Raw genomic sequence first — 25,736 nt, forward strand, 5'->3', positions numbered from 1 at the left:
CCAAAAGCAGCAGAATCATCCAAAACAGGAAGAGACATTACGTCTCAGTTCCCCAAAAGCAACTGAATCCTCAAGAACGGGAAGAGACAAGACAACTCATTACCCCAAAAGCAACTGAATCCCCAAAACCGGTAACTGACAAGCGATCTCATGCACCCCACCAGCCCAGCAAAAAAAGTTCTCCATCAAAAGACGAAGAACCTTTATTCACTAAAGCTATTTAATTAAAATATTCCTTTAAGTCAATCGGCGTGTTTTCTTGGTTTAGGCCGATTAATAGCTTTAAGCGGGCTTTTTGGCCGTTGATGCCGTTTGCAAAGATTACGCCCATGCTTTCAAGGCTTTTTCCTCCGCCTTCATAGCCGTAAATACCTTCTGCAATTCCGTTAAAGCAGCGGGATACTAAAATAACTGGGATATTAGCATCCAATAATTTTTGGATTCCCCCGGCAACATCAGGTGGTACGTTTCCTTGACCTAAGCCCTCTAGCACAACACCGTCATAGCCTAAAGTTAATATGGCTTCCAGCAAGTCTCTTTCCATTCCCGCATATACTTTTAAAAGTGCTACGCGTTTTTCGATGGAGTTGACCTCCACATAGCGGCGATTCACTGGCGCTTGGTGAATATGGACCATTTTCTTTGTTACTAATCCAATGGGTCCGTATTGTGGACTTTGGAATGTATTGACACTCGAAGTCGATGTTTTGGTAATGTTGAATGCCTGATGGATTTCATCGTTCATGACCACAAGAACGCCTTTGTCTCTTGCCTCATCACTACATGCCACTCGAACTGCTTCAACTAAGTTATAAACACCGTCTGCCCCAAGCTCATTAGAGGATCTCATTGCACCGGTTAACACAATTGGAAAATCAAATTGTGTTGTTAAATCTAAGAAATAGGCTGTTTCTTCTAATGTATCTGTTCCATGAGTAATAACTACACCATCAACAGAATGATCCTTTTCATATTGCACTAATACATTACGTAAATAGAGCATTTCCTTAGTTGTGATATGAGGAGACGGATAATTAAATGCTTCCATTTCAACAATGCTAGCATATTTGTCTAGTTGTTCACTCACACCTAAAAGGGGATTTTTTTCGTTTGGAAGTACCGCTCCAGTTTCATTCATTTTCATGGAAATTGTACCACCAGTATGAATTAATAAAATATTTTTCTTCATGGGAAAAACCTCACTTAACCATCTTTTCTATTGCTACTAATGTTATAATAACATTAATGAAGTTTTATGGAAGGAGTGTAGCTCATGTTAATATTGTTATCCGCAGCCGTAGCTCCCGGATTGGCTTTGTTAAGCTATTTTTATTTACGAAATCAAATGGCAACAGAGCCGAGAAAAACGTTATTACAGGCCTTCTTCTTTGGGACATTAATCACTTTTCCTATTATGTTTATTCAGTATGTTGTAAAAGAGGAGGAAGCCATTACAAATCCATTTTTTGCAGATGTATTATTTTCCAGTGGGTTAGAAGAATTTTTTAAATGGCTTGTCATCTTTACGCTTATTTTCAGGCATATTGAATTTGATGATCCTTATGACGGGATTTTGTACGGTGCCAGTGTTTCACTCGGCTTTGCTACAATCGAAAATGTACTTTATTTACTTACATTTGGGATTGATACAGCATTTGTCAGAGCAATTTTACCGGTTTCTAGTCATGCCTTATTTGGCGTTGTTATGGGATATTATTATGGGAAAAGTAAATTTGCGCAAAATGATAAGCAAATCGAATACTTAGTTCTTTCTTTCTTCGCACCCTTGTCATTACATATCACTTACAATTCCATCTTAACATTCCAAGGGTATTGGGTTTATTTAATAGCACCGTTTATGTTGTTCTTATGGTGGTTTGCTTTGAAAAAGGTCAAATTAGCCCATCAACACCTCGTACAGCATTTGTTTGAACAAAATAAAATTTAAAAGCTTCTATTTTCATTCCTATTATGAAAATGGAGGCTTTTTTAGTGTGGAAAAATAGGGTTTATGTAAATCAATAGAGCCTTGGCTGAGTAAAATTTGTTTTTGTCATTTTTAGCTTTATATGTTTTTTCTGAGTAAAAACGTATAAAAGTGAATCTTTTTTACATGCTATGAGAAAGGAGTGAAATAAATGGTAAGAAGTATTTTTATGACTATCATTTTAATATTTGGCACACTTACAATTATAAAGCCAAATGAACCATTAGCATTTTCGGGTCAAACAATTGAACGCGGAGCATTTGGAGATGATGTTATCGAGTTACAGGCTCGGTTACAGTATGTTGGGTTTTATAAAGGTAAAATTGATGGGGTTTTTGGATACGGAACATACTGGGCTCTGCGCAATTTCCAAGAACAATATGGACTTGGGGTAGACGGTATTGCAGGAGGTCAGTCTAAGGATAAGCTAGTAAAGGCAAGTGAGTACCATAGAGATTGGGTTTATGAACAAATAGAAAAAGGAAATCGATTTACTCATTATGGCGGGAAACCATTGGCACAACAAACAAGTGCTGGTGCTGGAACAGCTGAAAGTAGTGATGTTCAGCTTCCGGTGAAATATTCTGAGCGAGATCTGCAATTAATGGCTAATGCTGTTTATGGAGAAGCGCGTGGTGAACCTTATGAGGGACAAGTGGCTGTAGCTGCGGTTATTTTAAATCGATTAGAATCGGCAGAATTCCCAAATACGATTTCAGATATCATTTTCCAACCTGGAGCATTTACAGCCGTAGCAGATGGGCAAATTTGGTTAACGCCTAACGCGAGAGCAAAAGAGGCTGTATTGGATGCCATGAATGGATGGGATCCAACTGAAAATGCACTTTACTATTTCAACCCAAAGACTGCTACGAGTAAGTGGATTTGGTCAAGACCGCAAATTAAGCAAATTGGTGAACATATATTCTGCTACTAAAGGAGGGACAATATGAAGAGTGCTATCTATTTACTTTCCATTGCCGTGTTAGCGCTAGGGTTATATTCTTATGAAGTGAGAAAAGAAAATACGAATTTACAACAAACCGTTCAGGCACAATATACTAATTCCTTAACAAACGCTTCAGATAAACTATCGACCTTGCAGGAATCCGTTTCACAATCTTTACTATTCCAAGATGAAAATGCACTAAATAATGAACTGGATAATATTTGGCGTATTAGTAACGAATTTCGTTCAACTATTAGTAGCCTTCCACTAAGTAGAGAAGTTTCAAATGAATGGCTTCGATATGTTGGGAACATAGGTGAAGAAGCAAAATATGCAGCAGACAATGGTGACTACGAATCTTGGCAAAAACGCATGCCTGTTGTAAATCAGAATTTACGAGCCTTAGCTGATGAATGGACTGTAGCAACAGCGAATTTTTATCAGAATGATGCCAGCATTTCTGAATGGGCTTCTGTTGCTGAAAAAGAAACAAGTGAGTCTCAATTTAAAAATGTTACGGCAAATTTAAAATCCTATGGTGAAACAGATTTCCCATTAACAGCTAGTGAATCGGATTGGCTGAAGAAAAGAGAGCTTCAAAATCTAGATGATAAAGAAATTACAAAAGAACAGGCGATAGATAAGCTTGAATTACTCGTACCAGGTGTTAAGGATGCCACTTACACGGTAACAAAGAGTAAGGATGATGCCCCATATCCTTTCTATCACATCCAATTTGTTAAAGGAAGTCGAATTGGATATGCTGACATCACTGAAAAGGGTGGCTATATATTATCCTTCTTATCTGAACGTCCTGTTCAAGAGAAAACAGGAATTACTCAACAGCAAATTCGCGATCAAGTTATGGAATTATTAAATCGAGCAGGTTATAAAGATTTACAATTGGTTGAAATGCGTGAAAACCATCAAGCGTGGCATTTGTCTTTAGCTCGAGTTGTTGGAGATGATAAGGCACTTGTTTACCCAGATGGAATTCAAGTAAAAATCTCTAAGGATAGCGGAGAGTTATTAGGGCTAAACGCTATGGAATATGTACAAAAAGAAGAAATCAATGAAGACCAAAAAGTAGAACCAATTGATTGGGAAGCGTTCTTCAGACCGGGTACTACTGTTGAGGAAGAGCAGTTAATCTATACTGAAAATGAGGCTTTCCAGCTCAGAAAGTGTTATCAAGTCATTGCACGCTTTGATAATGATTTAAATGAAACATTCCGAGTTGTTGTTGATGCAGAAAATCATGATGTTATAAAGGTTGAGTACATGAATTAATCTCTTGCCTCCACATATAGCTTTTTTATCTAGGTGAGCACTTCATTCCCATGGATTATTCTAATAGTTCTTTATGAATATCCATGAGAATGTAGTAAAATCTCCTGATGATATAGAAAAAAAGTAGTATTCGTGCAATAATGAAGTCATTATGATTGTGCGAGGCGAAGATTATGCAACTAAAAATAGGGACTGCATTGACTTTAGAACCCACTTATACAGATAGAGTCGAAAAATTCCGGTGTAAAATAGTTGAACAAGAAAATAACATAATCTATATAGACTATCCGGTTAATACTATGACAAACAAAACAGCTTTTTTAGTAGATGGTGCACAATTTCGTGCCACATTTGTATCAGAAGATAAAGTGAGCTATGCCTTTAACACAGAAGTTTTAGGCCGTAAGCTTGGTAATATTCCTACGATTTTGCTATCGTGCCCTCCAATTGAAGATTTTGTGAAGATTCAAAGACGGGAATTTGTTCGAGTTAATACCTCTGTAGATATTGCACTTGACTATAATAATAAGTTTTATCAATTTGTAACTGAAGATATAAGTGCTGGTGGCTTAGCGATTCATTTCAATAAAGAATTTCCATTTAACGAAGGGGAAAGCGTAAACCTGACAATCGTTTTACCTTTTATGAATGGAGAAATCCGTTATGTTAAAACAGATGGAAATATTATTCGTATAATAGAAAAGGATCGTATTTCCATAGCCTCCCTTCAATTTACAGATACAGAGGATATTGACAAGCAGTATATCGTCCGATTTTGTTTTGAAAGACAATTGCTAAATAGAAGGAAACTAGAAGCAAATACAACTTAACTAAACAGCTGTCCCAAGGGTTTGTGCAGACAAACTTTTGGGGCATTTTTTAGGTAATTGTTAAAGCGGACTTGCATTTTAGAGAAGAAAATTTTTGTTGTAACTGAGGGATTATGGTCACAAAAATATGGACAATTACAGGTGTAACAACTAAGTAATTACTTTGTGTATATGGTACAATATTGTAGGAAAGTAGGGATTTTATGGATAAACAAATTCAAATTGCAATCGATGGACCAGCAGGAGCTGGAAAAAGCACTATAGCAAAAATTGTTGCAGAAAATTTGGGCTTTACCTATATCGATACAGGTGCAATGTATAGAGCAGTTACGAATAAAGCAATATCTCAAAACATAGAATTAAGTGATGCAAACTCGTTAGAAATTATGTTATTAAATACTTCAATTATTTTAGAGCCTTCACCAAATGGACAACTTGTTTTTGTTGATGGGGAAAATGTAACAGAAGCAATTCGTTCAAACGAAGTAACAGCAAATGTAAGTGAAGTTGCAGCACATGCAAATATTCGTGAAATTCTTGTGGCAAAGCAACAAGAACTAGCTGCACGCGGTGGAATTGTCATGGACGGAAGAGATATTGCAACACATGTTCTTAAGGACGCGGAGCTGAAAATTTTCATGTCGGCTTCCGTTGAGGAAAGAGCAAAACGCCGATTCATCGACAATGAAAGAAGAGGAATTCCTTCTACAATTGAAAAACTACAAGAAGAAATCGCATTACGCGACAAACTTGATAGTCAACGAGAAGCATCTCCATTAATTCAAGCAGAGGATGCCATTTATCTTGACACAACAGAGCTTTCAATTGAAGAAGCAGCTGGTGAAATTTTAAAATTAGCCAAACAACAAATGGCTTAAAATCAGCCTCTGTTTAGTACTTCAAGAAAAAAGTTTATGAAATTTCTGATATTAAAGGAAAATTTTTTGTTTTTATGGACAATTTAGAATAAAATAGAAATTGGAAGATGCGAAGGAGGGTTACATATGTCTGAAGAAATGAACTTAGGATCAAACCAAGAATTTCGAGAAGGAGATATTGTGAAAGGTGTTGCTGCTCAGGTAGATGAAAAAGCAGTAACAATCTCAATCGAGGGTGCTCCTTTCGATGGGATATTACCAATCAGCGAACTTTCAAGCTTACACATTGAAAAAGCTTCTGACGTTGTATCAGTTGGTGATGAGCTAGAGCTGATGATCACGAAAGTGGAAGATGAAAACTTTGTTTTATCTAAACGCAAAGTCGATGCGTTAAAAGCATGGGATAAGCTTGAAGAACAATTTGCATCAGGAGAAGTGTTCGAAGCAGAGGTTAAGGATGTTGTGAAGGGCGGCCTAGTTGTAGATTTAGGTGTACGTGGCTTCGTTCCAGCATCACTTGTGGAAGATCATTTCGTAGAAGATTTCGAAGACTATAAAGGCAAAACATTAACTTTTAAAATTACTGAGCTAGATAAAGAAAAGGGTCGTCTGATTTTATCTCACCGTGCTGTACTTGAGCTACAAAAAGCGTCTAATAAAAAACGTGTTTTACACGAAATTAACGCTGGTGATGTAATTGAAGGAACTGTTCAACGATTAGCACCATTTGGAGCATTCGTTGATATTGGTGGTGTGGACGGATTAGTTCACATTTCACAGGTCTCCCACGATCATGTAGACGATGTAAGTACAGTATTGTCAGAAGGGCAAGCTGTAAAGGTAAAAGTACTTTCTGTTGACCCGGAAAATGAGCGTATTTCATTGTCTATTAAAGATACATTACCTGGACCTTGGGTAAACGTTGCTCAGCAAGTAACAAAAGGTGCTATTCTAACTGGTACAGTAAGACGTTTAGTATCATTTGGTGCATTTGTCGAGCTGTTCCCAGGAGTAGAAGGATTAGTTCATATCTCTCAAATTTCACATAAGCATATTAACACTCCTCATGAAGCCTTAAAAGAAGGTGAAGAGGTACAAGTGAAAGTCCTAGATGTGAACGCAGATGAAAAACGTCTGTCTTTAAGTATCAAAGAACTTCAAAATAATCCTGAAAAAGAAGAAGTATTCGACTATGAATTACCAGAAGAAACAACTGGCTTCTCTTTAAGTGATGTAATTGGAGATAAACTAAAAGGCTTTACAAGTAAATAAAGCTACAGTTTAAAGGCGTGCCGAATTCGGTGCGCCTTTTTGGCGTTTAAGGAGGAGAGTTGGCTGTCCTAGCAGTGAATATAGGAGGATGAAACACATTGTAGAGTGAAAGTGAGCTTGTGATGCATTTCACGAGTAGAATGAAATTCATGGTGAAGTGAAAATTAGAGTGTGATGCAGTTCATAAGTGGAATGAACTGCATAGTGAAGTGAAAATGAGAGTATGAAGCATTTCATCAGCACAATGAACTGCACGAAGAAATGAAATCGAGCCCGCAATGCATTTCACCAAAGCGCGCCCTCTAACCCCAAGAACCCCACATCCCACCATCCTCCAATCCAAATGACAACAACTACCACCTACTATTTTTCAATAGATTCATATATTCGCCCCCCTCCATCACCCAACTTTTCCAAATAATAATTGCTTAGATATGAAACAATGATATAATTTGTATTTTCGTGTATAATACAAAAGATAAGAATTTGGAAGGATGAAGTACAGATGACAAAACCAGTAATCGCCATCGTAGGTCGTCCGAACGTTGGAAAATCCACAATATTTAACCGTATTGTTGGTGAACGCGTCTCAATCGTGGAAGATATTCCAGGAGTAACACGTGACCGTATTTATAGTTCGGCAGATTGGTTAACACATGAATTTAACATCATTGATACCGGTGGAATTGAAATAGGAGACGAACCTTTCTTAGAACAAATCCGCGGGCAAGCAGAAATTGCCATTCGAGAAGCCGATGTTATTATCTTTATGACAAATGGACGTGAAGGCGTTACATTAGCAGATGAACAAGTAGCAAAAATTTTATATAAAACAAAAAAACCTGTTGTTTTAGCAGTAAACAAAGTCGATAACCCAGACATGCGTGAGATGATTTATGACTTCTATGCTCTAGGCTTTGGAGAACCATTCCCGATTTCGGGTTCACATGGTCTAGGGCTTGGTGATTTACTTGATGAGTGTGCTAAGCATTTCCCTAAAGAAGATGAAGAACAGTATTCAGAGGATACGATTAAATTTAGCTTAATTGGACGTCCAAATGTTGGGAAATCATCATTAGTTAATGCATTTTTAGGGCAAGACCGTGTTATTGTTAGTGAAATAGCCGGAACTACACGCGATGCAATTGATACACCGTATTCATATGATGGACAAGAGTATGTCATCATTGATACAGCAGGGATGCGTAAAAAAGGGAAAGTGTATGAATCTACAGAAAAATATTCTGTGCTACGTGCATTAAGAGCCATTGAACGCTCTGATGTTGTTTTAGTTGTTTTAAACGGTGAAGAAGGTATCCAGGAACAGGATAAGAAAATTGCAGGCTATGCTCATGAAGCAGGGAAAGCAGTAATTGTCGTTGTAAATAAATGGGATGCCGTTGAAAAAGATGAAAAAACGATGAAACATTATACACAGCAAATTCGTGAACACTTCTTGTATTTACATTACGCACCGATTATTTTCGTATCGGCTAAAACAAAACAACGTGTTCATCAAATTTTAAGTATTGTACAAAAAGTTAGTGAGAATCATGCAATGCGTATTCAATCATCAATCCTTAATGAAGTAATTGAAGATTCAGTGGCACGTAATCCAGCACCATCAGACAACGGGAAACGTTTACGTATTTACTACACGACTCAGGTTGCAGTTAAGCCACCAACATTCGTTACTTTTGTAAATGATCCAGAATTAATGCATTTCTCTTATGAACGATTCCTTGAAAACCGAATTCGTGAAACCTTTGATTTTGAAGGTACACCTATTCGATTAATCGCTCGTGCACGCGACTAGTTGAATTTTAGGGGGAGAGAGTATGGAAAATGTTACGGTTTTAGGGGCAGGCTCCTGGGGAACAGCATTAGCACAGGTTTTAGCTGAGAATGGTCATCATACACTTGTTTGGACACATCGAGAAGAACAAGCAAATGAGATTAATACACAGCATAAAAATCAAAAATACCTTCCTGATACTACATTGGCACCAAATTTAAAGGCTACAAGTAATTTAGAAGAGGCCGTGCTTCATTCAGATATACTTGTTGTCGCTGTGCCAACTAAAGCTATACGTGAAGTATGTAGTACTATGGGGTCATTCCTTCAACAGAAAAAATTATTCGTTCATGTTTCTAAAGGTATTGAACCAGACTCGCTTATGCGTATTTCAGAAATGCTTACAGAAAGTCTATCGCCTGATGTAGTGGAAGAAATCGTTGTGCTTTCTGGTCCAAGCCATGCAGAAGAAGTGGTATTACATCATCCTACAACGATTACAGCTGCGTGCAGTAATCTGGAAGCAGCTGAAAGAGTGCAGGATTTATTTATGAATCAATACTTCCGAGTATATACAAATGACGATGTAGTGGGAGTAGAGCTAGGTGGGGCGTTAAAAAATGTTATCGCTTTGGCTGCGGGTATATCTGATGGCTTAGGCTATGGTGATAACGCCAAGGCTGCTCTAATTACTAGAGGCTTGGCTGAAATCACTCGTCTAGGTGTGAAAATGGGCGGAAATCCCTTTACCTTTGGTGGTTTAACCGGTATGGGAGATCTAATCGCCACATGTACAAGTGTTCACTCTCGAAACTGGAGAGCTGGAAATATGCTTGGAAAAGGCATGAAACTCGATGAAGTTCTTGAGCAAATTGGCATGGTAGTAGAAGGCGTACGCACTACAAAGGCTGCTTATCAACTATCTCAGGAATATGAAGTTCCAATGCCAATTACTAACGCTCTTTTTGAAATATTATTTACTGATAAAGAACCAAAAGTAGCAGTGGATGAATTAATGATCCGAATGAAAAAACGTGAAATTGATCTTTATTAGAGTGGAATTTTATAGTTATGAATGAGTATGTGGAGGTAATTCGTTACCTCCTCTTCTTGCGGTAGGAAAGTAAAACTTTTGAAATGAATCCGCATAAGTAAAGACATCAACTCGTGCCTTATTATGGTGGAGTTGTGTTTTTCTATTGAAAGGAGGTTTACAGCTTGCAAAACTTGTTATCTTCTATGAATTATTTAACATTGCAATCGGCAAGGGGACCACTTGCGAGCATGCATGCTTTAGATGTTATGTGGGTATCTTTTTATTCGATTGGTGCAATGTTATTATCTGTATTGATTGTGGGACTCACAAGAAAATGGGTAAACAATGGATGTTTATCTCTTATATTACGATTAGTAGCTTTTGTCATTTTTGCTATCGGTTCCATTTTAATGGTGCTCGTAGTATTGACATGGCCGAACTAAAATTACATACATAGTCTATCTATTAATTGATGGCTGTTAGTGAAACAATCTATGAGGTGAGTAGAAAATGAAGAGAAAATGGAGCCTGTTTTTTGTACTAGCTCTAACTACAGTTTTATTATCAGGCTGTCTTTTCCCAGAAGAGCAGAAAGCAGAAAATCAGATACCTGATGACCTTCAGTTAGCCTCTGTTCAAAAGGCAGTGGAGGAATTCCAAGCTGATACAGGTGTACTTCCTATTAAAACGCGCGATATGGATACAGATCAGTTTATTAAATATCCAATCGATTTCGAGAAACTAATTCCTAAGTATTTAACAAATGCTCCTGCCAATTCTTTTGAAAAAGGTGGGTTATTCCAATATATTATTTGGGATCCAGAGGAAAATCCGACGGTAAAGCTAGTGGATTTACGTTCTGCTGAAAGAATTCGTGAATTGAATATCCGCTTTATGAGTACCTATTACCCTACTTTTAAGGACAAAATTGCTGATTACGTCTATTCAATCGACTTCGAAAAAATCGGGTATAAGGAGCCGTTAACCGTACAAAGCCCCTATTCAAATAATTTACTTCCTATTATTGTAACAACACAAGGGGAAATCTACATTGATTATTCAGTGGATTTAAATATTTTTATCAAAGAAAATAATTTAACGCCAGAAGCCGGAGAAGATATTCGTATGCTTTTAGTAGATGCTTATCCAGTCGTACCAGCTTATTCACTGCCTTATACAGTAGATGAAAATAATGAACCGATTTTTATGTATGACCCAACGGAAACCCAAGCTGAAGAACAAGCATCAACATCCAACAATTAGTTTGAAAATCGAATAAAAACTGAATATAAATTTAAGTGTTTAAAAAATATGTGATTTTACATATTTTTTAAACACTTTTTTCATATGTATAAGTAAGAATTCAGTTTGTACGATATATTTCTTCAATAAGCCAAAGATATCGAAAAATACTCCATATTTAAAAATTTTCGTACAAGGCGTTTTCATATTTGAAGAATGTCGTACATAGACTAAATTACGTAAAGGAGGAGCTACAATAGGCGAAGAAATCTTTCATCAAATAGCAGAAAGAACGAATGGGGACGTATATATCGGTGTTGTAGGGCCTGTTAGAGTTGGTAAGTCTACTTTTGTGAAGAAAATGATGGAGTCAGTTGTGCTCCCAAATATCGTGAACGAAGAAGATCGCAAAAGAGCACTGGACGAGCTGCCTCAAAGTTCACCGGGTCCTGTAATTATGACTGCTGAGCCAAAGTTTGTTCCTGCCCAGGGAACAGAGATTACGATTGGCGAAAGTGAAATTCCGTTCCGAATTCGTTTTGCAGACTGTGTAGGTTATGTAATTGACGGTGTAAGAGGCTACGAGGATGAGGATGGTCCAAAATACGTCCACACGCCATGGCACTCAGAGGCTATTCCTTTTGAGGAAGCTGCTAAAATTGGTACAGATAAAGTAATTCGCGATCATGCCAACATCGGTGTAGTTGTTACGACTGATGGTTCAGTTAATGGTATTAATCGTCATGCAGCAGCAGTTGCAGAGGAACAAATTGTTAGTCAACTAAAAGAAATTGGGAAACCGTTTGTTATTGTGTTGAACTGTCAAATGCCAACACACAATAACACAATGGCACTTCGTCATGAGTTACTAGAAAAATACGAGGTTCCAGTTATTCCGGTGGCAATTGATCAAATGAATACGAAGGATATGGAATACATTCTTCAAGAAGCGCTTTATGAATTCCCGATTGAAGATATTGAGGTTGAAAAGCCAGATTGGTTAGATGTATTAGAATATACACATCCATTGAATGTAACACTATCAGATGCGGTTGGTAACGTTTTAAATTCGGTAACGAAGATACGTGATGTTTCGCAAGCTGCGTCAGAGTTACGTGAGATTGATTTTGTAGATGAAAGTGAAATTGAAAGAGTAGATGCTGGTTTAGGTGTAGCAACAGTTCGTATTACCTTAAAAGCAGAAATCTATAAAGCGGTGTGCAATGAGTGGTTAGATGCGCCGATTGATACTAAGAAGGATTGGCTTCTATTTATAAAAGAAGCTGCTGAGGCTAAGCAAGCGCAAAAAAGATTCCGTGAAGCGATTGATGAAGCAAGCGATAATGGCTATGGAATTTCACTTCCTACATTGGAGGAATTCGAGCCGAGCGAACCAGAAATTATTAAACAAAATAACTTCTTTGGTGTTCGCATGAAAGCTAGTGCGCCTTCTTACCATATCATCCGTGTAGATATGGCTACAGAATTTGCACCTTTAATCGGTACAGAATTCTATGCGAATCAGCTGCTTAAAGATCTGCAGTATTCCTATAAGCATGATCGTGATCAGCTATGGCAAACACAATTATTTGGCACAACACTTCATGAGGTGCTTCAGGAGGGTATTCGTTATAAAATGAATGCTGTTCCTCCAAGTGCTAAGAAGAGAATGCGTCAAACAATTGAAAGAATGGTTAATGAAGGTGAACGTGGCTTAGTAACGTTTATTATTTAGTCATAATCTTAGCGAAGGCTCCTAGTTGAATCATTATGCACTTATATCTTTAGTTACATCTAGAAGTAACGTCAATATGAAGGGTAATTGAAAGGGTTAAAACCCCGATCAATTGCCTTTTTTGGTTGTTTATTGGCTGATTATTTAAAATATTTCACTCTCAAATCAACCTTAGGCAGATTACATTCTTGTGTATGTTTGATGTATAAAATGAATAAAATTGGTATAAATTAGAAACATATCTATACTTTTTGCAGGTGAAAAGTCCTGTTATTTATAATTTTATTAAAAAAACCGAATTATTATAGAAAAACATGGATAAATACAGTTGCGTAGGGATTTTCTATATGTTACTCTTTTTACATGATTTAGGTTCATGACCCTTTGAGAGGAGGTGAATGGTGTGAATAAAACAGAATTAGTAAACTCTGTTGCTGAAGCTGCAGGTCTTTCTAAGAAAGACGCTTCTAAAGCAGTTGAAGCTGTATTTGATACAATTCAAGATGCTCTTGCAAAGGGTGACAAAGTACAATTAATTGGTTTTGGTAACTTCGAAGTACGTGAACGTGCCGCTCGTAAAGGGCGTAACCCACAAACAGGTAAAGAAATCGAAATCGCTGCTAGCAAGGTACCTGCTTTTAAACCAGGTAAAGCTCTTAAAGATGCTGTAAAATAATATTAGCGTCTAGCAGTTACATAGAGCAGTCGTCATGGACAAGCATGATGACTGCTCTTTTTACTTGTTGAATTAACTGACGATTGGTAAACTTAAGTTTTTAATATATACATAACTTTTTAGATAGATGTAATATCCTATTTTGCGTAAAGGGTAAGGATGTGCTACGATTCAAATTGTGTAGCTCGGTACATCTTGTTTAGGAGGAAGAAAGATGTCGAAAGTAAATTTAGAAAAAATAGAAGAAGCAGTTAAAATGATTTTAGAAGCTGTAGGAGAAGATGTAGATCGTGAAGGACTGCTAGATACTCCAAAGCGTGTATCTAAAATGTATGCAGAAATGTTTAGCGGAATCAACCAAGATCCTAGAGAATTTTTTAGTACAGTTTTCCATGAAAATCATGATGAACTAGTATTAGTGAAAGATATACCGTTTTATTCAATGTGCGAGCATCACTTAGTTCCGTTTTACGGGAAAGCCCATGTAGCCTATTTGCCTCAAGGCGGACGTGTAGCAGGGTTAAGCAAGTTAGGTAGATGTGTCGAATCTGTAGCACGAAGACCCCAGTTACAAGAAAGAATTACCTCAACAGTAGCAGATACAATAATGGAGATGCTAGAGCCAATCGGTGTTTATGTAGTAATTGAAGCTGAGCATATGTGCATGACAATGCGCGGTTTGAAAAAACCGGGTGCTAAAACAATTACTTCAGTAGCTCGTGGAGTATATGCAGAAGATGAGGTTTTACGTAGAGAAGTTATTTCATTTATTCAAATGTCTTAAAACAATAGTTTTAATGTGATATGATGTACAAGGATATGTTTTAGCTTCTTTTTTTTAAAATGACACGGTCATTAGGCGAAAACATACGTTTTTTTTCGAGGAAATTGATTTTGAGGAGATAAGATAAGATGACTCAACCAGATTATATAATTATCGAAGCTCAAGAGGATGGCGTACATGTAATCGGTCTCACACGTGGCACTGATACTAAGTTTCATCACTCGGAAAAATTAGATACTGGGGAAGTAATGATTGCTCAATTTACAGAACATACCTCTGCGATGAAAATTAGAGGAAAAGCAAAAATTCATTCGTCCCATGGTATCGTTGAAAGTGCTTCGAAAAAATAAAGTACAAGAGTAACTAAATTTCTAAGAGTAGTTGTAGTACACAACCGTGTATTCAGCTTTATTGGTGAACCAAACGAAATAATGCAATGGGAGCCACCCATTGCACTTTAAGTAGAATGGAGTAATATCTATGGATGCAACATACATTCAACAATCAATAGAACAATTAAAAACAAATATTTTCATGCATGTTCGTCATAGAACTTTGACTCAATATACTGGATCACCAGTGCTCGATGAAAATCAATTGTTTTATTTACTATTACCATTTTTAAATGGAGAGAAATGGGATGAACAAAACGAAGTAAGCGCTATTACTGTAGGAATAGTCCACGCATCACTTAACGAACACGATAAAATTAGCGAAACGAATGCTACAAGCAAAGAACAGCAGCTTACCGTTCTTTCTGGAGATTTTTATAGTGGCCGTTATTACGAAATACTTGCACATTCTGGTAATATCTCTTTAATTCGACAGCTTTCTGAAGGTATTGTAAATCGATGTGAACATCAAATTAAGCTATATGAATCATCGCAATACACAATCAGAGAGTGGTATCAAACTATTTCTGTCATTCAAACAGAGCTAATCAAAAGGTTTTATAATGTATATCAATTTGAACAATATAGTTCAATAATGCATACGGGTTTATTACTTCTTCAATTGCAGAAGGAGCTAAAAAAACATGCAAGTGGTAATACATCAAATATATTTGTAAAAATGCAAGAAAGTGTTTCAGATCAAGAAAGTTCAATTGAGTTAATCATTCAAGGTGAAATAGATTCTCTCAAAAACTTGCTAAACGAATATCTTCAAACGTCTAATATTTTAAAGGACGATTTAAAGTTATACATACAGCAACAGGTTGCGTTTAATTTCATTCAGTAGAAAGCCTGCTTTTTCTAATTAGGCGCATTTGATTTAGAAATTATACGTGGGAAAGGTAATGAAAAAATGGCTAAATCGAAAGAAGAGCACGTACATGAGGTTTTTGAGAGTATATCAGACAACTATGACAAAATGAACTCTGTTATTAGTTTTCAATTACATGTTAAGTGGCGCACCGATACAATGAAACGAATGGCTGTTAAGCCCGGCTCGAAATGTCTGGATGTATGCTGTGGAACTGCCGATTGGACAGTAGCACTTGCACAGGCAACGGGAGAAACAGGCGTTGTAAAAGGATTAGATTTCAGTAAAAACATGCTTAAGGTTGGAGAAAGCAAAGTTAAACCGTATCCACAGGTAGAATTGATTCACGGAAATGCCATGGAGCTTCCGTTTGAGGATAACACCTTCGATTATGTAACAATTGGTTTTGGTTTGCGAAATGTACCTGACTATTTGCAGGTTTTAAAGGAAATGAATCGTGTACTAAAACCAGGTGGAATGGCAGTATGTCTTGAGACATCACAGCCTGAAATTCCAGGATATAGACAGCTTTTCAAATTCTATTTTAAATTTATCATGCCGTTATTTGGTAAATTATTTGCCAAAAGCTTTAAAGAATATTCTTGGCTACAGGAGTCTGCAAATGATTTCCCAGGCATGAAAAAATTAGCAGCAATGTTTGAGGAAGCGAAATTTAAAAAGGTAACATATAAAGGATATAGTGGTGGGGCTGCCGCTATGCATATGGGCGTTAAAGAAGAAAACTAGGGGGAGAAGGTTTCGCATGTGGAAAAGATGAAGTTAAAATTACTCTACTCTGATTTGAAATCGGATATAGACATCATCGAAAAAGAGTTAGAAACTGCGTTAAACTCATCTTCGCACTTGATAAATGATGCCTCTCTCCATTTGTTACAGGCCGGCGGTAAACGAATTCGCCCTGTTTTTGTTCTAATAAGTGCAAAATTTGGGCAATATAATATCGATCAAATTAAAAATATTGCCGTACCGTTAGAGTTAATTCATATGGCATCTCTGGTACATGATGATGTTATTGATGATTCTGATTTGAGAAGAGGTAGACATACTGTAAAGGCTCAATGGAATAACCGAGTTGCTATGTACACTGGTGACTTTATTTTTGCACGAGCTTTAGAGTATGTAACATCTATCGAAAACGTAAAAGTTCATCAAATTTTAGCGAAGACAATGGTTGAAATTTGTAATGGCGAAGTTATTCAGATTGAAGATAAGTTTCGAGATAACCAAAATTTAAAGGATTATTTCCGCCGCATCAAGCGAAAAACGGCATTACTAATCGAGTCAAGCTGCGAATTAGGTGCAGTCGTTGGTGGACTTGATGATAAGAATATAAGACATCTAAAACGTTTTGGTTATTTTGTTGGGATGAGCTATCAAATTGTGGATGATATTTTAGATTTCACTGCAACAGATAAAGAGCTTGGTAAACCTGCTGGTAGTGATTTGCTCCAGGGGAATATTACTTTGCCAATTTTATTATTAAAGGATCATCCAGTAATCCAAAGATTTATAGAAAAAGCTTCAAGTGGTGTTGTATCAGAAGAGGACCGTTTGGAAATGTTAAAGATTGTTCGTAATTCTGATGCGATAAAGCAAGCGATCACTTTAAGTAATCAATACTTAAGAAAAGCATTAAAGGAAGTTGACGCATTACCCAATCATCAGATGAAAAGAAAGCTTAGAGACGTAGCCTTATTTATAGGAAAACGTAAATTCTAATATTAATTTTCAAGCTTTAACTAGTAAATGTTGATGTATTACGCATCTTTTGGTAATATTTATCGGTAGGTGTAACACCTTATAGACAAACCTAAGGAGTGTTTTATAATTATGGCAGTAGAAAAAACTTTTTTAATGATTAAACCAGACGGAGTAAAACGTCAAGTAATCGGAGACGTTGTAAACCGTTTCGAGCGTCGTGGCTTCGAATTAAAAGGTGCTAAATTAATGGTAGCTACTCGTGAAATCGCAGAAGCTCACTATGCAGAGCATGCAGACAAGCCATTCTTTGGTGAATTAGTTGACTTTATCACTTCTGGTCCAGTATTCGCTATGGTATGGGAAGGCGAAAGCGCTATCTCATTAGCTCGTACTATGATGGGAGCTACAAAACCAGCTGATTCTCAACCAGGAACAATTCGTGGTGACTTTGCAACTACAATTTCTGAAAACATTATTCATGGTTCAGACTCTGCAGAATCTGCAGAACGCGAAATTAGATTATGGTTCGCTGGAGAATTAGCTTAATTCTCTCTTTAACTTATATCACTCAAAATAACTATTGCATTATGCAATAGTTATTTTTTTAACTTAAATTACGGAATTTTCTGGAAGAAAGTTGTTGATTCTTGATATAATATGATATGGAGGTGATAGAATTGACAAGTGTTTTCATAGCAATAATTATATTTATAACAATCGTCTCACTTGCAGGAATATTATCAGACCATATAAATAAGCAATCAAAATTAAAATTAGAAGTATTAAAACAAGAGATTAAATTAGAAAAAATCAGGAATGAAGGTCATATCGCCGAAACAGAAAAGCTTCGATTAGAAATAGAACAAACGAGACAGCAGTTAACATTGGATCACCCAAAAGAGTTTAAGCTCGAGTGAAAATATTAGTAATTACTTTCTTTCCTATAGACATGAGGTTGAAATGATATATATTTCCCATTATCTATAATTCCTATATAATGAAAGTAGGATATAAAGAGGGGAAAGATTAGCAAATGTCAGATTATGAACAATTTATTGCTGGTATTAATAAAAAAACAGGTATAAATTTAGCTCTATATAAAGAAGCCCAAATGAAAAGACGTTTGACCTCTTTATACGAAAAAAAGGGCTATCGTAATTTTGTCGAATTTATGCAGGCGCTTGAAAAAGACCGTGATTTGATGAACGAGTTTTTAGACCGTATGACGATTAACGTTTCTGAGTTTTACCGAAATGGAAAACGTTGGGAGGTTTTACAAAATAAAATTTTCCCACAGCTTTTACAAACCAATAAACGCTTAAAAATTTGGAGTGCAGCATGTTCAACTGGGGAAGAGCCTTATACAATTTCTATGGTATTGTCGCACCATTTACCACTTTCCCAAGTTCAAGTGATAGCAACAGATCTTGATAAGAATGTTATCCAAAAAGCAAAACTAGGCTTATATCCAGAGCGTTCCCTTGCAGAGGTACCTACCGATGTAAAATCGAAATATTTTATTCAAGAAGGTTCTTTCTATAAAGTCAAAGATGAAATAAAAAGAACTGTTAATTACAAGGAGCACAATTTACTAAATGACCAATATGATTCGAATTATGATTTAATCGTTTGCCGAAATGTTATGATTTACTTTACAGAGGAAGCGAAGGATCAAATCTATCATAGCTTTAGTAAAGCACTGCGTCCTGGAGGGATATTATTTGTTGGTTCTACAGAACAGATCTTTAACCCTGCTCAATATGGCTTTGAAATTGAAGACACTTTCTTTTATCGAAAGAAGTAGTCAAAAACCAAATCATCTTCTAGTCTTCGCTTTTCGTATTGAACGAAAAGCGTATTTTACTATTATATGACCTTTTTTCATGTAACTTTGAACAGGATGAGGGAATTTTCCTTAATATGGTCTATAATAGGATTTCTGAATATTCGGTACTATTTTTGAGGGATATTTAAAAAATCGCACTGTTTTTTGGTATATTATATGTTATATTAAAAAATACATACTTTAGCGAGTTGAAGGGAGAAAGTGTTTTATGCGTTACCTAACTGCAGGAGAGTCTCACGGGCCTCAATTAACTACAATTATCGAGGGGTTACCCTCCCTATTACCAATTACAGCAGAAACAATAAATTATGATTTAAAGAGACGTCAGGGTGGACATGGCCGTGGAAGAAGAATGCAAATTGAGACAGATACTGTCGAAATTGTAGGTGGTGTACGCCATGGGAAAACATTAGGTTCCCCAGTTGCGTTAGTAGTAAAAAACGATGATTGGAAGCATTGGACTAAAATTATGGGTGCAGACCCACTTCCAGAAGATGTAGACCCAAACGAAATTAAGCGTCAAATCTCTCGACCGCGTCCAGGGCACGCAGATTTAGTAGGGGGCATGAAATATGGCCACAGAGACTTGCGAAACGTGCTAGAGCGCTCTAGTGCCCGTGAAACAACGGTACGTGTAGCAGTTGGATCGGTAGCAAAGGCTTTGTTAAGTGAGTTAGGAATTTCAATCGTATCTCATGTAACAGAAATTGCTGGCATTAAAGCTGACACAACAAAAGTAGAAGGCAAAACAGTAAATGAGATTCGTGAAATTGTGGAAGAGGATCCTTGCTATTGTGTCGATCCTGAAGCTTCTAGCCAAATGGTACAAATGATTGATGATACGAAAAAGGCTGGGGATTCCATCGGTGGTGTCGTCGAAGTTATAGTTGAAGGTCTGCCAGCAGGAATCGGCTCTTATGTTCATTACGATCGAAAATTAGATGGCAGACTAGCTCAAGCTATGCTTTCTATTAATGCTTTTAAGGGTGTAGAATTTGGCATAGGTTTTGAAATGGCTCGTAGAAAAGGCTCAGAAGTACATGATGAGATTCTTTGGGATGAAGAAAATGGCTACACTCGTGCCACAAATCGCTTAGGTGGGCTTGAAGGCGGTATGTCTACAGGTATGCCAATTGTAGTGCGCGGTGTTATGAAACCAATCCCTACTTTATATAAACCATTACAAAGTGTAGATATTGAAACAAAAGAAGCTTTTAAGGCAAGTGTTGAACGCTCGGATAGCTGTGCAGTTCCAGCAGCATCAATTGTTGCGGAAAATGTTATTGCTTGGGAAGTAGCAAATGTACTTATCGAGCAATTCCACAGTGATCAATTACCACAGTTAAAAGCACAAATTGAAGAAATGCGAAAATACTCAAAGGAGTTTTAAAAATGAGAATTCCAGTGAACACAGCATCGCATCAGTATGAGGTTGTGATTGGGAACGACATTTTAACGAGTGCAATGGAATCCTTGCACCTTCACTTACCAAAAGAGGATAAAATCATCGTATTTACTGATGAAAATGTCTGGAAAGCTCATAAGAACTACTTTACTGAAAGCTTTCCATATCCTTTTGAAGTATTTGTGATGCCGGCTGGGGAAGAATGCAAAAGCTTTGATAACTATAAAGAGGCTAATTCATTCTTAATCGACAATAAATGCACACGTAAATCCCTTTTAATCGCCCTTGGTGGTGGAGCGGTCGGTGATTTATCAGGCTTTGTAGCAGCTACTTATATGAGGGGGATTCCTTTTATACAAGTACCGACGACAATTTTGGCACATGATTCAGCTGTAGGAGGCAAAACAGCCATAAACCATCCAGAAGGAAAGAATTTGATTGGTGCTTTTTATCAGCCTAAAGCAGTAATCTATGATACTCGCTTTTTAAGCACATTAAGTGAACGTGAGGTTCGTTCTGGAATGGCTGAGGTCATAAAGCATGCAATGATTTCGGATGAGATTTGGCTACAGGAATTATTGTCGATTCAATCTATAACAAGCATTGCAGATGAACAGCTTGCTTCATATCTAAAAGCTGGGATTGAAGTAAAGGCTAACATTGTAGCAGAAGACGAAACTGAGCAATCTGTTCGTAAATATTTGAACTTAGGTCATACATATGGACATGCCATTGAAGCGGCGGCAGGATATGGTGGACTTGCTCATGGAGAAGCTGTAGTAATCGGTCTGGTCTATGCGCTCATTTTGAGTGAACGCTATGGGAAAATCTCCCGTGAATTCACAAAATCATTTTTAAAATTTGCTTATAGCAATGGATACCCATTTGATGCAGTATCGAATTATTCATTTGATACGCTAGAACCATTTTTGGTTAAGGACAAAAAGGTTGAATATGGTCAATTGCAATTTGTCCTACTTAACACAATAGGGGAGCCTTTTATTCAAACTATCGAAGTATCGGAATGTAGAGAAGTAGATTTAGAGTATCGTGCTTTACTTATGGAGGTATGTAAATGATTAGAGGAGTAAGAGGGGCAACAACAGTTACCGATGATATAGCTGAATTAATTTTAAATGAGACGGAAATTTTAGTGAAGGAAATCGCGACAGTAAATAATATTCAGCCAGAAGATATTATCTCAGTGCTTATTTCTACTACTACGGATATTAGTTCAGGATTCCCGGCTAAAGCAGTACGTTCCATTGAGGGATGGCAATATGTCCCGACGATGTGCACGCATGAAATGAGTGTCCCTAATGCTCTTCCGATGTGTATTCGTGTTTTACTGCATGTGAATACAGAGTTAAGTCAAAAAGACATACGACATGTCTATTTAAATGAGGCAGTATGTTTACGACCAGATTTAGTACAAGAGGCTAACAAGTAAGGAGACGACGTCCAACATGAAATGGAAACAACAAATAGTTGATATGAAAGCATACCAACCAGGTAAACCGATGGAAGAAGTGAAAAAAGAATTTGGATTAGAAGAAGTAGTAAAGCTTGCTTCAAATGAAAATCCATATGGTTTTTCGCCGAAAGTAAAAGCACTTTTAGCCAGTGATCATTCAGACCATGCAATTTATCCTGATGGCTATGCCCAAATATTACGAACAGCTGTTGCGAAGCATTTAAATGTAAACGAAACGCAATTACTATTTGGGAATGGGTCAGATGATTTAATCGCTATCGTGACACGTGCACTACTATATCCTGGAGTCAATACAGTTATGGCAACACCTTCATTCTCTCAATATCGCCACAATGCAGAGGTTGAAGGGGCAGAGGTTAGAGAAGTTCCACTTGCTAAAGGGAAGCACGATTTGACTGCCATGTTAGATGAGATTGATGAAAATACGTCTGTTGTATGGGTTTGTAATCCAAATAACCCTACAGGTACGATAGTTAGCGATGCTGAGCTTCAAGATTTCCTAAAGAAAGTACCAAAAGAGGTTTTGGTTGTTTTAGATGAGGCTTATTATGAATATGTGAATTCACCTGATTATAAAGATACACTTTCCTATGTAAATGAATATCCGAACGTGATTATTTTACGCACTTTTTCTAAAGCTTATGGCCTTGCGTCATTCCGAGTGGGCTATGGAATTGCACAGGAGGAAGTCATTTCAAAATTAGACCCAGTACGAGCTCCCTTCAATAATACAATCCTAAGTCAAAAGGTTGCGACTGTTGCCTTAGCTGACCAAGCTTTCATCGAAGAATGCAAAGAAAAAAATGAAATCGGTAAAAAGCAATTTGAGCAGTTTTGTGAAAAGCATGGATTAAACTACTATCCTTCTCAAACAAACTTTATTTTGTTTGAGGTGAAAGCAGATAGTGATGTTGTGTTTAAAGAAATGATGCAGCGCGGCTTTATTATTCGCAGTGGGAATGCTTTAGGTATAAGCGACTATATTCGTGTCACAATTGGAACAGAAGAACAAAATGACAAGTTTTTATCATTGTTGGAGGAAGTTCTAGTGGACCAGGGAGTCTTTGCATGACACGTAATGTCTTAGTAATAGGATTAGGACTTATAGGAGGTTCTATCGCTCTGTCCTGTCAAAAAGCTCCTAACACGAAGATTTACGGCTTCGATTTATACGAAAAAACGCGCCAACAAGCACGTGAGCTTAGTATTGTTCATGAAGTGGTGGACGATGTGCTACAAGCTGCAAGTATTGCAGATGTCATCATTTTTGGAACACCTGTGAATGCGACCTTAGACTGGCTAGAAAAAATGAAGGAATGGCCACTAAAGGATAATGTAATTGTGACGGATACGGGAAGTACTAAAGGGTTAATAATGCAAAAGGGGAAAGAATTAAGCGAGAAGGGGATAGCTTTTATTGGCGGTCATCCAATGGCAGGTTCTCACAAAAGTGGAGTTCAAGCTGCCAAAACCCATCTCTTTGAAAATGCCTATTATATCCTAACTCCCCTAGAGCATGAAAAAGAAGAGCTTATAAAAGGGCTTGAAGATTTACTCAAATTTACACTAGCCAAGATAGTGCGAATCGATGCTTCCAAACACGATCATATGACAGCGGTTGTTAGTCATTTCCCGCATATTGTTGCAGCCTCGCTTGTGCATCAGTTAGATAGTGAACAACAAAGCTATCCGATGACAAGTATGCTTGCTGCTGGTGGGTTTCGGGATGTGACGAGAATTGCCTCATCGAATCCACTGATGTGGAAGGATATTGTTCTTCAAAATCGAGAGGAATTGCTAAACCAGTTAAATTCTTGGCAGGATGAAATGAACAGAGTAAAATCTATTCTTCTTAGTAGCGAAGAGGAAACAATTGAACAATATTTTGCTGCTGCAAAAGAAGTTCGTGATAAATTACCAATTAATACAGGTGCTTTTTATACAACGTACGATTTATATGTTGATATACCTGACTATCCGGGTGTGATTTCTGAGGTAACGGGTTATTTAGCTGAGGAGCAAATCAGTATTACGAATCTGCGTGTTGTAGAAGCTCGTGAGGATGTATTCGGTATTTTGGTAATTAGCTTCCAGAATGCTGATGACCGTGAAAATGCTCAGAAGTGTTTAAGCAAAAGAGCTAAATATGAATTGTATATGTCATAATACTTGTAAATGGTTATTTTGAAAGGAGCATAAAATGTCTTCTACAACAAATTTAGATTATAAAAATGCGAGCCTAAAAGGAACAATAATTGTACCTGGCGACAAATCGATTTCTCATCGTTCGGTTATGTTTGGATCGATTGCACAAGGGAAGACAACAGTTAGTGGATTTCTTCTAGGTGAAGATTGTTTAAGCACAATTGATTGTTTTCGCAAGCTTGGTGTAGATATCCATGTTGAGGGGACCAATGTTACAATTTTGAGCCCAGGAATGGATAATTGGGAGGAACCCAAGGAAGTTTTATATACGGGGAATTCTGGTACTACAACAAGACTAATGCTGGGTATTCTATCTGGTTCAAATATACACACAGTAATGACTGGTGATGCTTCCATTGGTAAACGTCCAATGCGTCGAGTAACAGATCCTCTTCGATTAATGGGAGCAAAAATTGCTGGTAGAGAAAATGGGCAATTTACACCACTAGCTATTAAGGGGACTAAGGTGAAGGCTATAGATTATACTATGCCTGTAGCAAGTGCCCAAGTGAAATCTGCTATATTACTAGCTGGACTTCGTGCAGAAGGGACAACAATCGTCCGAGAAAAAGAAGTTTCTCGAGATCATACCGAGCGCATGCTTCAGCAATTTGGGGCAAAAGTCGAGGTGAAAAGTGGCGTAGTATCATTTGAAGGGGGACAACTGCTTCAAGCTACCCATGTTAATGTTCCAGGTGATATCTCTTCAGCGGCCTTTTTCTTAGTCGCAGGTGCTATTGTCCCAGAAAGTAGTATTGTTATGAAAAATGTTGGCGTAAATCCAACTCGTGCAGGGATTATTGAAGTGTTAGAGAAAATGGGTGCAGATCTGTTAATTGAAGTAGACGATGCCAATGCAGCAGAGCCAACTGCAAGCTTAACTATTCAAACATCAAAGCTAAAAGCAACGACAATTGAAGGGGATATAATCCCTCGTTTAATCGATGAGATTCCAATTATTGCACTTTTAGCTACGCAAGCTGAGGGTACAACAATAATACGTGATGCAGAAGAATTAAAAGTAAAAGAAACAGATCGGATAACTGCTGTTGTAACTGAGCTTCAAAAGCTTGGTGCTAATATTGAAGCGACTGAAGATGGAATGATTATTCATGGGCCAACAAAGCTTCACGGTGGGAATTTACAATCTTATGGTGATCATAGAATTGGGATGATGTCAGCGATAGCTGCATTAATTTCAAGTTCACCGATAGAAATCGATGACACAGATTGTATTGCTGTATCCTATCCTACCTTCTTTGACGACCTAAAAAAACTCATGAAAAATTCTTAAACATTGAAACTTTTATTTCGGATAAGAATATA

The 25,736-nt window shown here is 37.2% G+C and carries 27 protein-coding genes; 26 read left to right on the forward strand and 1 reads right to left on the reverse strand.

What is annotated here, in order from left to right; genetic code table 11:
• Window positions 1-220: 220 nt before the first annotated feature.
• Window positions 221-1,189: an asparaginase gene (locus LG296_RS07680; protein ID WP_404427865.1), complete on the reverse strand. Its 969-nt coding sequence runs from the start codon at window positions 1,187-1,189 to the stop codon at window positions 221-223.
• 84 nt (window positions 1,190-1,273) lie between these two features.
• Between LG296_RS07680 and prsW the strand changes: the two genes are divergently transcribed.
• From prsW to aroA, 26 genes are all read left to right on the forward strand, one after another.
• Window positions 1,274-1,948: a glutamic-type intramembrane protease PrsW gene (prsW, locus tag LG296_RS07685; protein ID WP_404427866.1), complete on the forward strand. Its 675-nt coding sequence runs from the start codon at window positions 1,274-1,276 to the stop codon at window positions 1,946-1,948.
• Between the two features lie 208 nt (window positions 1,949-2,156).
• Complete coding sequence (gene sleB / locus LG296_RS07690) at window positions 2,157-2,924, forward strand: spore cortex-lytic enzyme (protein ID WP_404427978.1); 768 nt, start codon at window positions 2,157-2,159, stop codon at window positions 2,922-2,924.
• 12 nt (window positions 2,925-2,936) lie between these two features.
• Entirely contained in the window at window positions 2,937-4,226 is a 1,290-nt protein-coding gene (locus tag LG296_RS07695; protein ID WP_251400438.1) for a PepSY1/2 domain-containing protein, read from the forward strand.
• A gap of 173 nt (window positions 4,227-4,399) precedes the next feature.
• Window positions 4,400-5,056, forward strand: coding sequence for a flagellar brake protein (locus LG296_RS07700; protein WP_404427867.1), 657 nt, complete (start codon window positions 4,400-4,402; stop codon window positions 5,054-5,056).
• A gap of 203 nt (window positions 5,057-5,259) precedes the next feature.
• Window positions 5,260-5,934, forward strand: a complete 675-nt coding sequence (cmk, locus tag LG296_RS07705) for a (d)CMP kinase (protein WP_107935380.1) — start codon at window positions 5,260-5,262, stop codon at window positions 5,932-5,934.
• A gap of 126 nt (window positions 5,935-6,060) precedes the next feature.
• Window positions 6,061-7,206, forward strand: coding sequence for a 30S ribosomal protein S1 (gene rpsA / locus LG296_RS07710; RefSeq protein ID WP_107935381.1), 1,146 nt, complete (start codon window positions 6,061-6,063; stop codon window positions 7,204-7,206).
• A gap of 505 nt (window positions 7,207-7,711) precedes the next feature.
• The gene (der, locus tag LG296_RS07715; RefSeq protein WP_107937198.1) at window positions 7,712-9,022 is read left to right on the forward strand and encodes a ribosome biogenesis GTPase Der; all 1,311 of its coding nucleotides are present in this window, start codon (window positions 7,712-7,714) and stop codon (window positions 9,020-9,022) included.
• A 22-nt stretch (window positions 9,023-9,044) separates the two neighbouring features.
• Window positions 9,045-10,055, forward strand: a complete 1,011-nt coding sequence (locus LG296_RS07720) for an NAD(P)H-dependent glycerol-3-phosphate dehydrogenase (protein ID WP_107937196.1) — start codon at window positions 9,045-9,047, stop codon at window positions 10,053-10,055.
• A gap of 164 nt (window positions 10,056-10,219) precedes the next feature.
• The gene (locus LG296_RS07725; protein ID WP_235867704.1) at window positions 10,220-10,480 is read left to right on the forward strand and encodes a DUF2768 domain-containing protein; all 261 of its coding nucleotides are present in this window, start codon (window positions 10,220-10,222) and stop codon (window positions 10,478-10,480) included.
• A 67-nt stretch (window positions 10,481-10,547) separates the two neighbouring features.
• The gene (locus LG296_RS07730) at window positions 10,548-11,300 is read left to right on the forward strand and encodes a hypothetical protein (RefSeq protein ID WP_107937194.1); all 753 of its coding nucleotides are present in this window, start codon (window positions 10,548-10,550) and stop codon (window positions 11,298-11,300) included.
• Between the two features lie 235 nt (window positions 11,301-11,535).
• Window positions 11,536-13,014, forward strand: a complete 1,479-nt coding sequence (gene spoIVA, locus LG296_RS07735; RefSeq protein WP_107937192.1) for a stage IV sporulation protein A — start codon at window positions 11,536-11,538, stop codon at window positions 13,012-13,014.
• 403 nt (window positions 13,015-13,417) lie between these two features.
• Window positions 13,418-13,690, forward strand: coding sequence for an HU family DNA-binding protein (locus LG296_RS07740; RefSeq protein ID WP_004232618.1), 273 nt, complete (start codon window positions 13,418-13,420; stop codon window positions 13,688-13,690).
• Window positions 13,691-13,904: 214 nt separating this feature from the next.
• On the forward strand, window positions 13,905-14,474 hold the full coding sequence (folE, locus tag LG296_RS07745) for a GTP cyclohydrolase I FolE (RefSeq protein WP_107937190.1): 570 nt from the start codon (window positions 13,905-13,907) through the stop codon (window positions 14,472-14,474).
• A 128-nt stretch (window positions 14,475-14,602) separates the two neighbouring features.
• Window positions 14,603-14,824 (forward strand): trp RNA-binding attenuation protein MtrB, encoded by a 222-nt coding sequence (gene mtrB, locus LG296_RS07750; protein ID WP_107937188.1) that lies wholly within the window; start codon window positions 14,603-14,605, stop codon window positions 14,822-14,824.
• Between the two features lie 130 nt (window positions 14,825-14,954).
• A complete protein-coding gene (locus LG296_RS07755) occupies window positions 14,955-15,713 on the forward strand; it encodes a heptaprenyl diphosphate synthase component 1 (protein WP_404427868.1) in 759 nt (252 codons plus the stop codon).
• Between the two features lie 66 nt (window positions 15,714-15,779).
• A complete protein-coding gene (locus LG296_RS07760; RefSeq protein ID WP_251400605.1) occupies window positions 15,780-16,484 on the forward strand; it encodes a demethylmenaquinone methyltransferase in 705 nt (234 codons plus the stop codon).
• 18 nt (window positions 16,485-16,502) lie between these two features.
• Window positions 16,503-17,477, forward strand: coding sequence for a heptaprenyl diphosphate synthase component II (gene hepT, locus LG296_RS07765; RefSeq protein WP_107937183.1), 975 nt, complete (start codon window positions 16,503-16,505; stop codon window positions 17,475-17,477).
• 111 nt (window positions 17,478-17,588) lie between these two features.
• Window positions 17,589-18,005 carry a nucleoside-diphosphate kinase gene (gene ndk / locus LG296_RS07770; protein ID WP_404427869.1) on the forward strand — a complete coding sequence of 139 codons (417 nt, stop codon included), beginning with the start codon at window positions 17,589-17,591 and terminating at the stop codon, window positions 18,003-18,005.
• Between the two features lie 131 nt (window positions 18,006-18,136).
• Window positions 18,137-18,376, forward strand: coding sequence for a hypothetical protein (locus LG296_RS07775; RefSeq protein ID WP_248283794.1), 240 nt, complete (start codon window positions 18,137-18,139; stop codon window positions 18,374-18,376).
• A gap of 116 nt (window positions 18,377-18,492) precedes the next feature.
• The gene (locus LG296_RS07780) at window positions 18,493-19,263 is read left to right on the forward strand and encodes a CheR family methyltransferase (RefSeq protein WP_404427870.1); all 771 of its coding nucleotides are present in this window, start codon (window positions 18,493-18,495) and stop codon (window positions 19,261-19,263) included.
• 250 nt (window positions 19,264-19,513) lie between these two features.
• Window positions 19,514-20,695, forward strand: coding sequence for a chorismate synthase (gene aroC / locus LG296_RS07785; RefSeq protein ID WP_251400604.1), 1,182 nt, complete (start codon window positions 19,514-19,516; stop codon window positions 20,693-20,695).
• A gap of 2 nt (window positions 20,696-20,697) precedes the next feature.
• A complete protein-coding gene (gene aroB / locus LG296_RS07790) occupies window positions 20,698-21,789 on the forward strand; it encodes a 3-dehydroquinate synthase (RefSeq protein ID WP_404427871.1) in 1,092 nt (363 codons plus the stop codon).
• On the forward strand, window positions 21,786-22,160 hold the full coding sequence (aroH, locus tag LG296_RS07795) for a chorismate mutase (protein ID WP_107937171.1): 375 nt from the start codon (window positions 21,786-21,788) through the stop codon (window positions 22,158-22,160). The genes aroB and aroH overlap by 4 nt, the downstream gene beginning before the upstream one ends.
• 16 nt (window positions 22,161-22,176) lie before the next feature.
• Window positions 22,177-23,277: a histidinol-phosphate transaminase gene (gene hisC / locus LG296_RS07800; RefSeq protein ID WP_404427872.1), complete on the forward strand. Its 1,101-nt coding sequence runs from the start codon at window positions 22,177-22,179 to the stop codon at window positions 23,275-23,277.
• Entirely contained in the window at window positions 23,274-24,371 is a 1,098-nt protein-coding gene (locus LG296_RS07805; protein ID WP_404427873.1) for a prephenate dehydrogenase, read from the forward strand. Before hisC ends, LG296_RS07805 begins: the two co-directional genes overlap by 4 nt.
• 34 nt (window positions 24,372-24,405) lie before the next feature.
• Window positions 24,406-25,704, forward strand: coding sequence for a 3-phosphoshikimate 1-carboxyvinyltransferase (gene aroA, locus LG296_RS07810; RefSeq protein ID WP_251400598.1), 1,299 nt, complete (start codon window positions 24,406-24,408; stop codon window positions 25,702-25,704).
• Window positions 25,705-25,736 lie beyond the last annotated feature (32 nt).

Origin of the sequence: Ureibacillus chungkukjangi (genome assembly GCF_044795995.1) — a bacterium.
Lineage (GTDB): Bacteria > Bacillota > Bacilli > Bacillales_A > Planococcaceae > Ureibacillus > Ureibacillus chungkukjangi.

Coding starts and splice junctions, on each gene's coding strand:
- cmk (WP_107935380.1), top strand. CDS start 5,260: ATGGATAAACAAATTCAAATTGCAATCGATGGACCAGCAGGAGCTGGA.
- LG296_RS07695 (WP_251400438.1), top strand. CDS start 2,937: ATGAAGAGTGCTATCTATTTACTTTCCATTGCCGTGTTAGCGCTAGGG.
- rpsA (WP_107935381.1), top strand. CDS start 6,061: ATGTCTGAAGAAATGAACTTAGGATCAAACCAAGAATTTCGAGAAGGA.
- LG296_RS07700 (WP_404427867.1), top strand. CDS start 4,400: ATGCAACTAAAAATAGGGACTGCATTGACTTTAGAACCCACTTATACA.
- hisC (WP_404427872.1), top strand. CDS start 22,177: ATGAAATGGAAACAACAAATAGTTGATATGAAAGCATACCAACCAGGT.
- LG296_RS07805 (WP_404427873.1), top strand. CDS start 23,274: ATGACACGTAATGTCTTAGTAATAGGATTAGGACTTATAGGAGGTTCT.
- mtrB (WP_107937188.1), top strand. CDS start 14,603: ATGACTCAACCAGATTATATAATTATCGAAGCTCAAGAGGATGGCGTA.
- LG296_RS07730 (WP_107937194.1), top strand. CDS start 10,548: ATGAAGAGAAAATGGAGCCTGTTTTTTGTACTAGCTCTAACTACAGTT.
- LG296_RS07720 (WP_107937196.1), top strand. CDS start 9,045: ATGGAAAATGTTACGGTTTTAGGGGCAGGCTCCTGGGGAACAGCATTA.
- folE (WP_107937190.1), top strand. CDS start 13,905: ATGTCGAAAGTAAATTTAGAAAAAATAGAAGAAGCAGTTAAAATGATT.
- ndk (WP_404427869.1), top strand. CDS start 17,589: ATGGCAGTAGAAAAAACTTTTTTAATGATTAAACCAGACGGAGTAAAA.
- LG296_RS07760 (WP_251400605.1), top strand. CDS start 15,780: ATGGCTAAATCGAAAGAAGAGCACGTACATGAGGTTTTTGAGAGTATA.
- aroH (WP_107937171.1), top strand. CDS start 21,786: ATGATTAGAGGAGTAAGAGGGGCAACAACAGTTACCGATGATATAGCT.
- prsW (WP_404427866.1), top strand. CDS start 1,274: ATGTTAATATTGTTATCCGCAGCCGTAGCTCCCGGATTGGCTTTGTTA.
- sleB (WP_404427978.1), top strand. CDS start 2,157: ATGACTATCATTTTAATATTTGGCACACTTACAATTATAAAGCCAAAT.
- LG296_RS07755 (WP_404427868.1), top strand. CDS start 14,955: ATGGATGCAACATACATTCAACAATCAATAGAACAATTAAAAACAAAT.
- der (WP_107937198.1), top strand. CDS start 7,712: ATGACAAAACCAGTAATCGCCATCGTAGGTCGTCCGAACGTTGGAAAA.
- aroB (WP_404427871.1), top strand. CDS start 20,698: ATGAGAATTCCAGTGAACACAGCATCGCATCAGTATGAGGTTGTGATT.
- LG296_RS07780 (WP_404427870.1), top strand. CDS start 18,493: ATGTCAGATTATGAACAATTTATTGCTGGTATTAATAAAAAAACAGGT.
- aroC (WP_251400604.1), top strand. CDS start 19,514: ATGCGTTACCTAACTGCAGGAGAGTCTCACGGGCCTCAATTAACTACA.
- LG296_RS07680 (WP_404427865.1), bottom strand. CDS start 1,189: ATGAAGAAAAATATTTTATTAATTCATACTGGTGGTACAATTTCCATG.
- aroA (WP_251400598.1), top strand. CDS start 24,406: ATGTCTTCTACAACAAATTTAGATTATAAAAATGCGAGCCTAAAAGGA.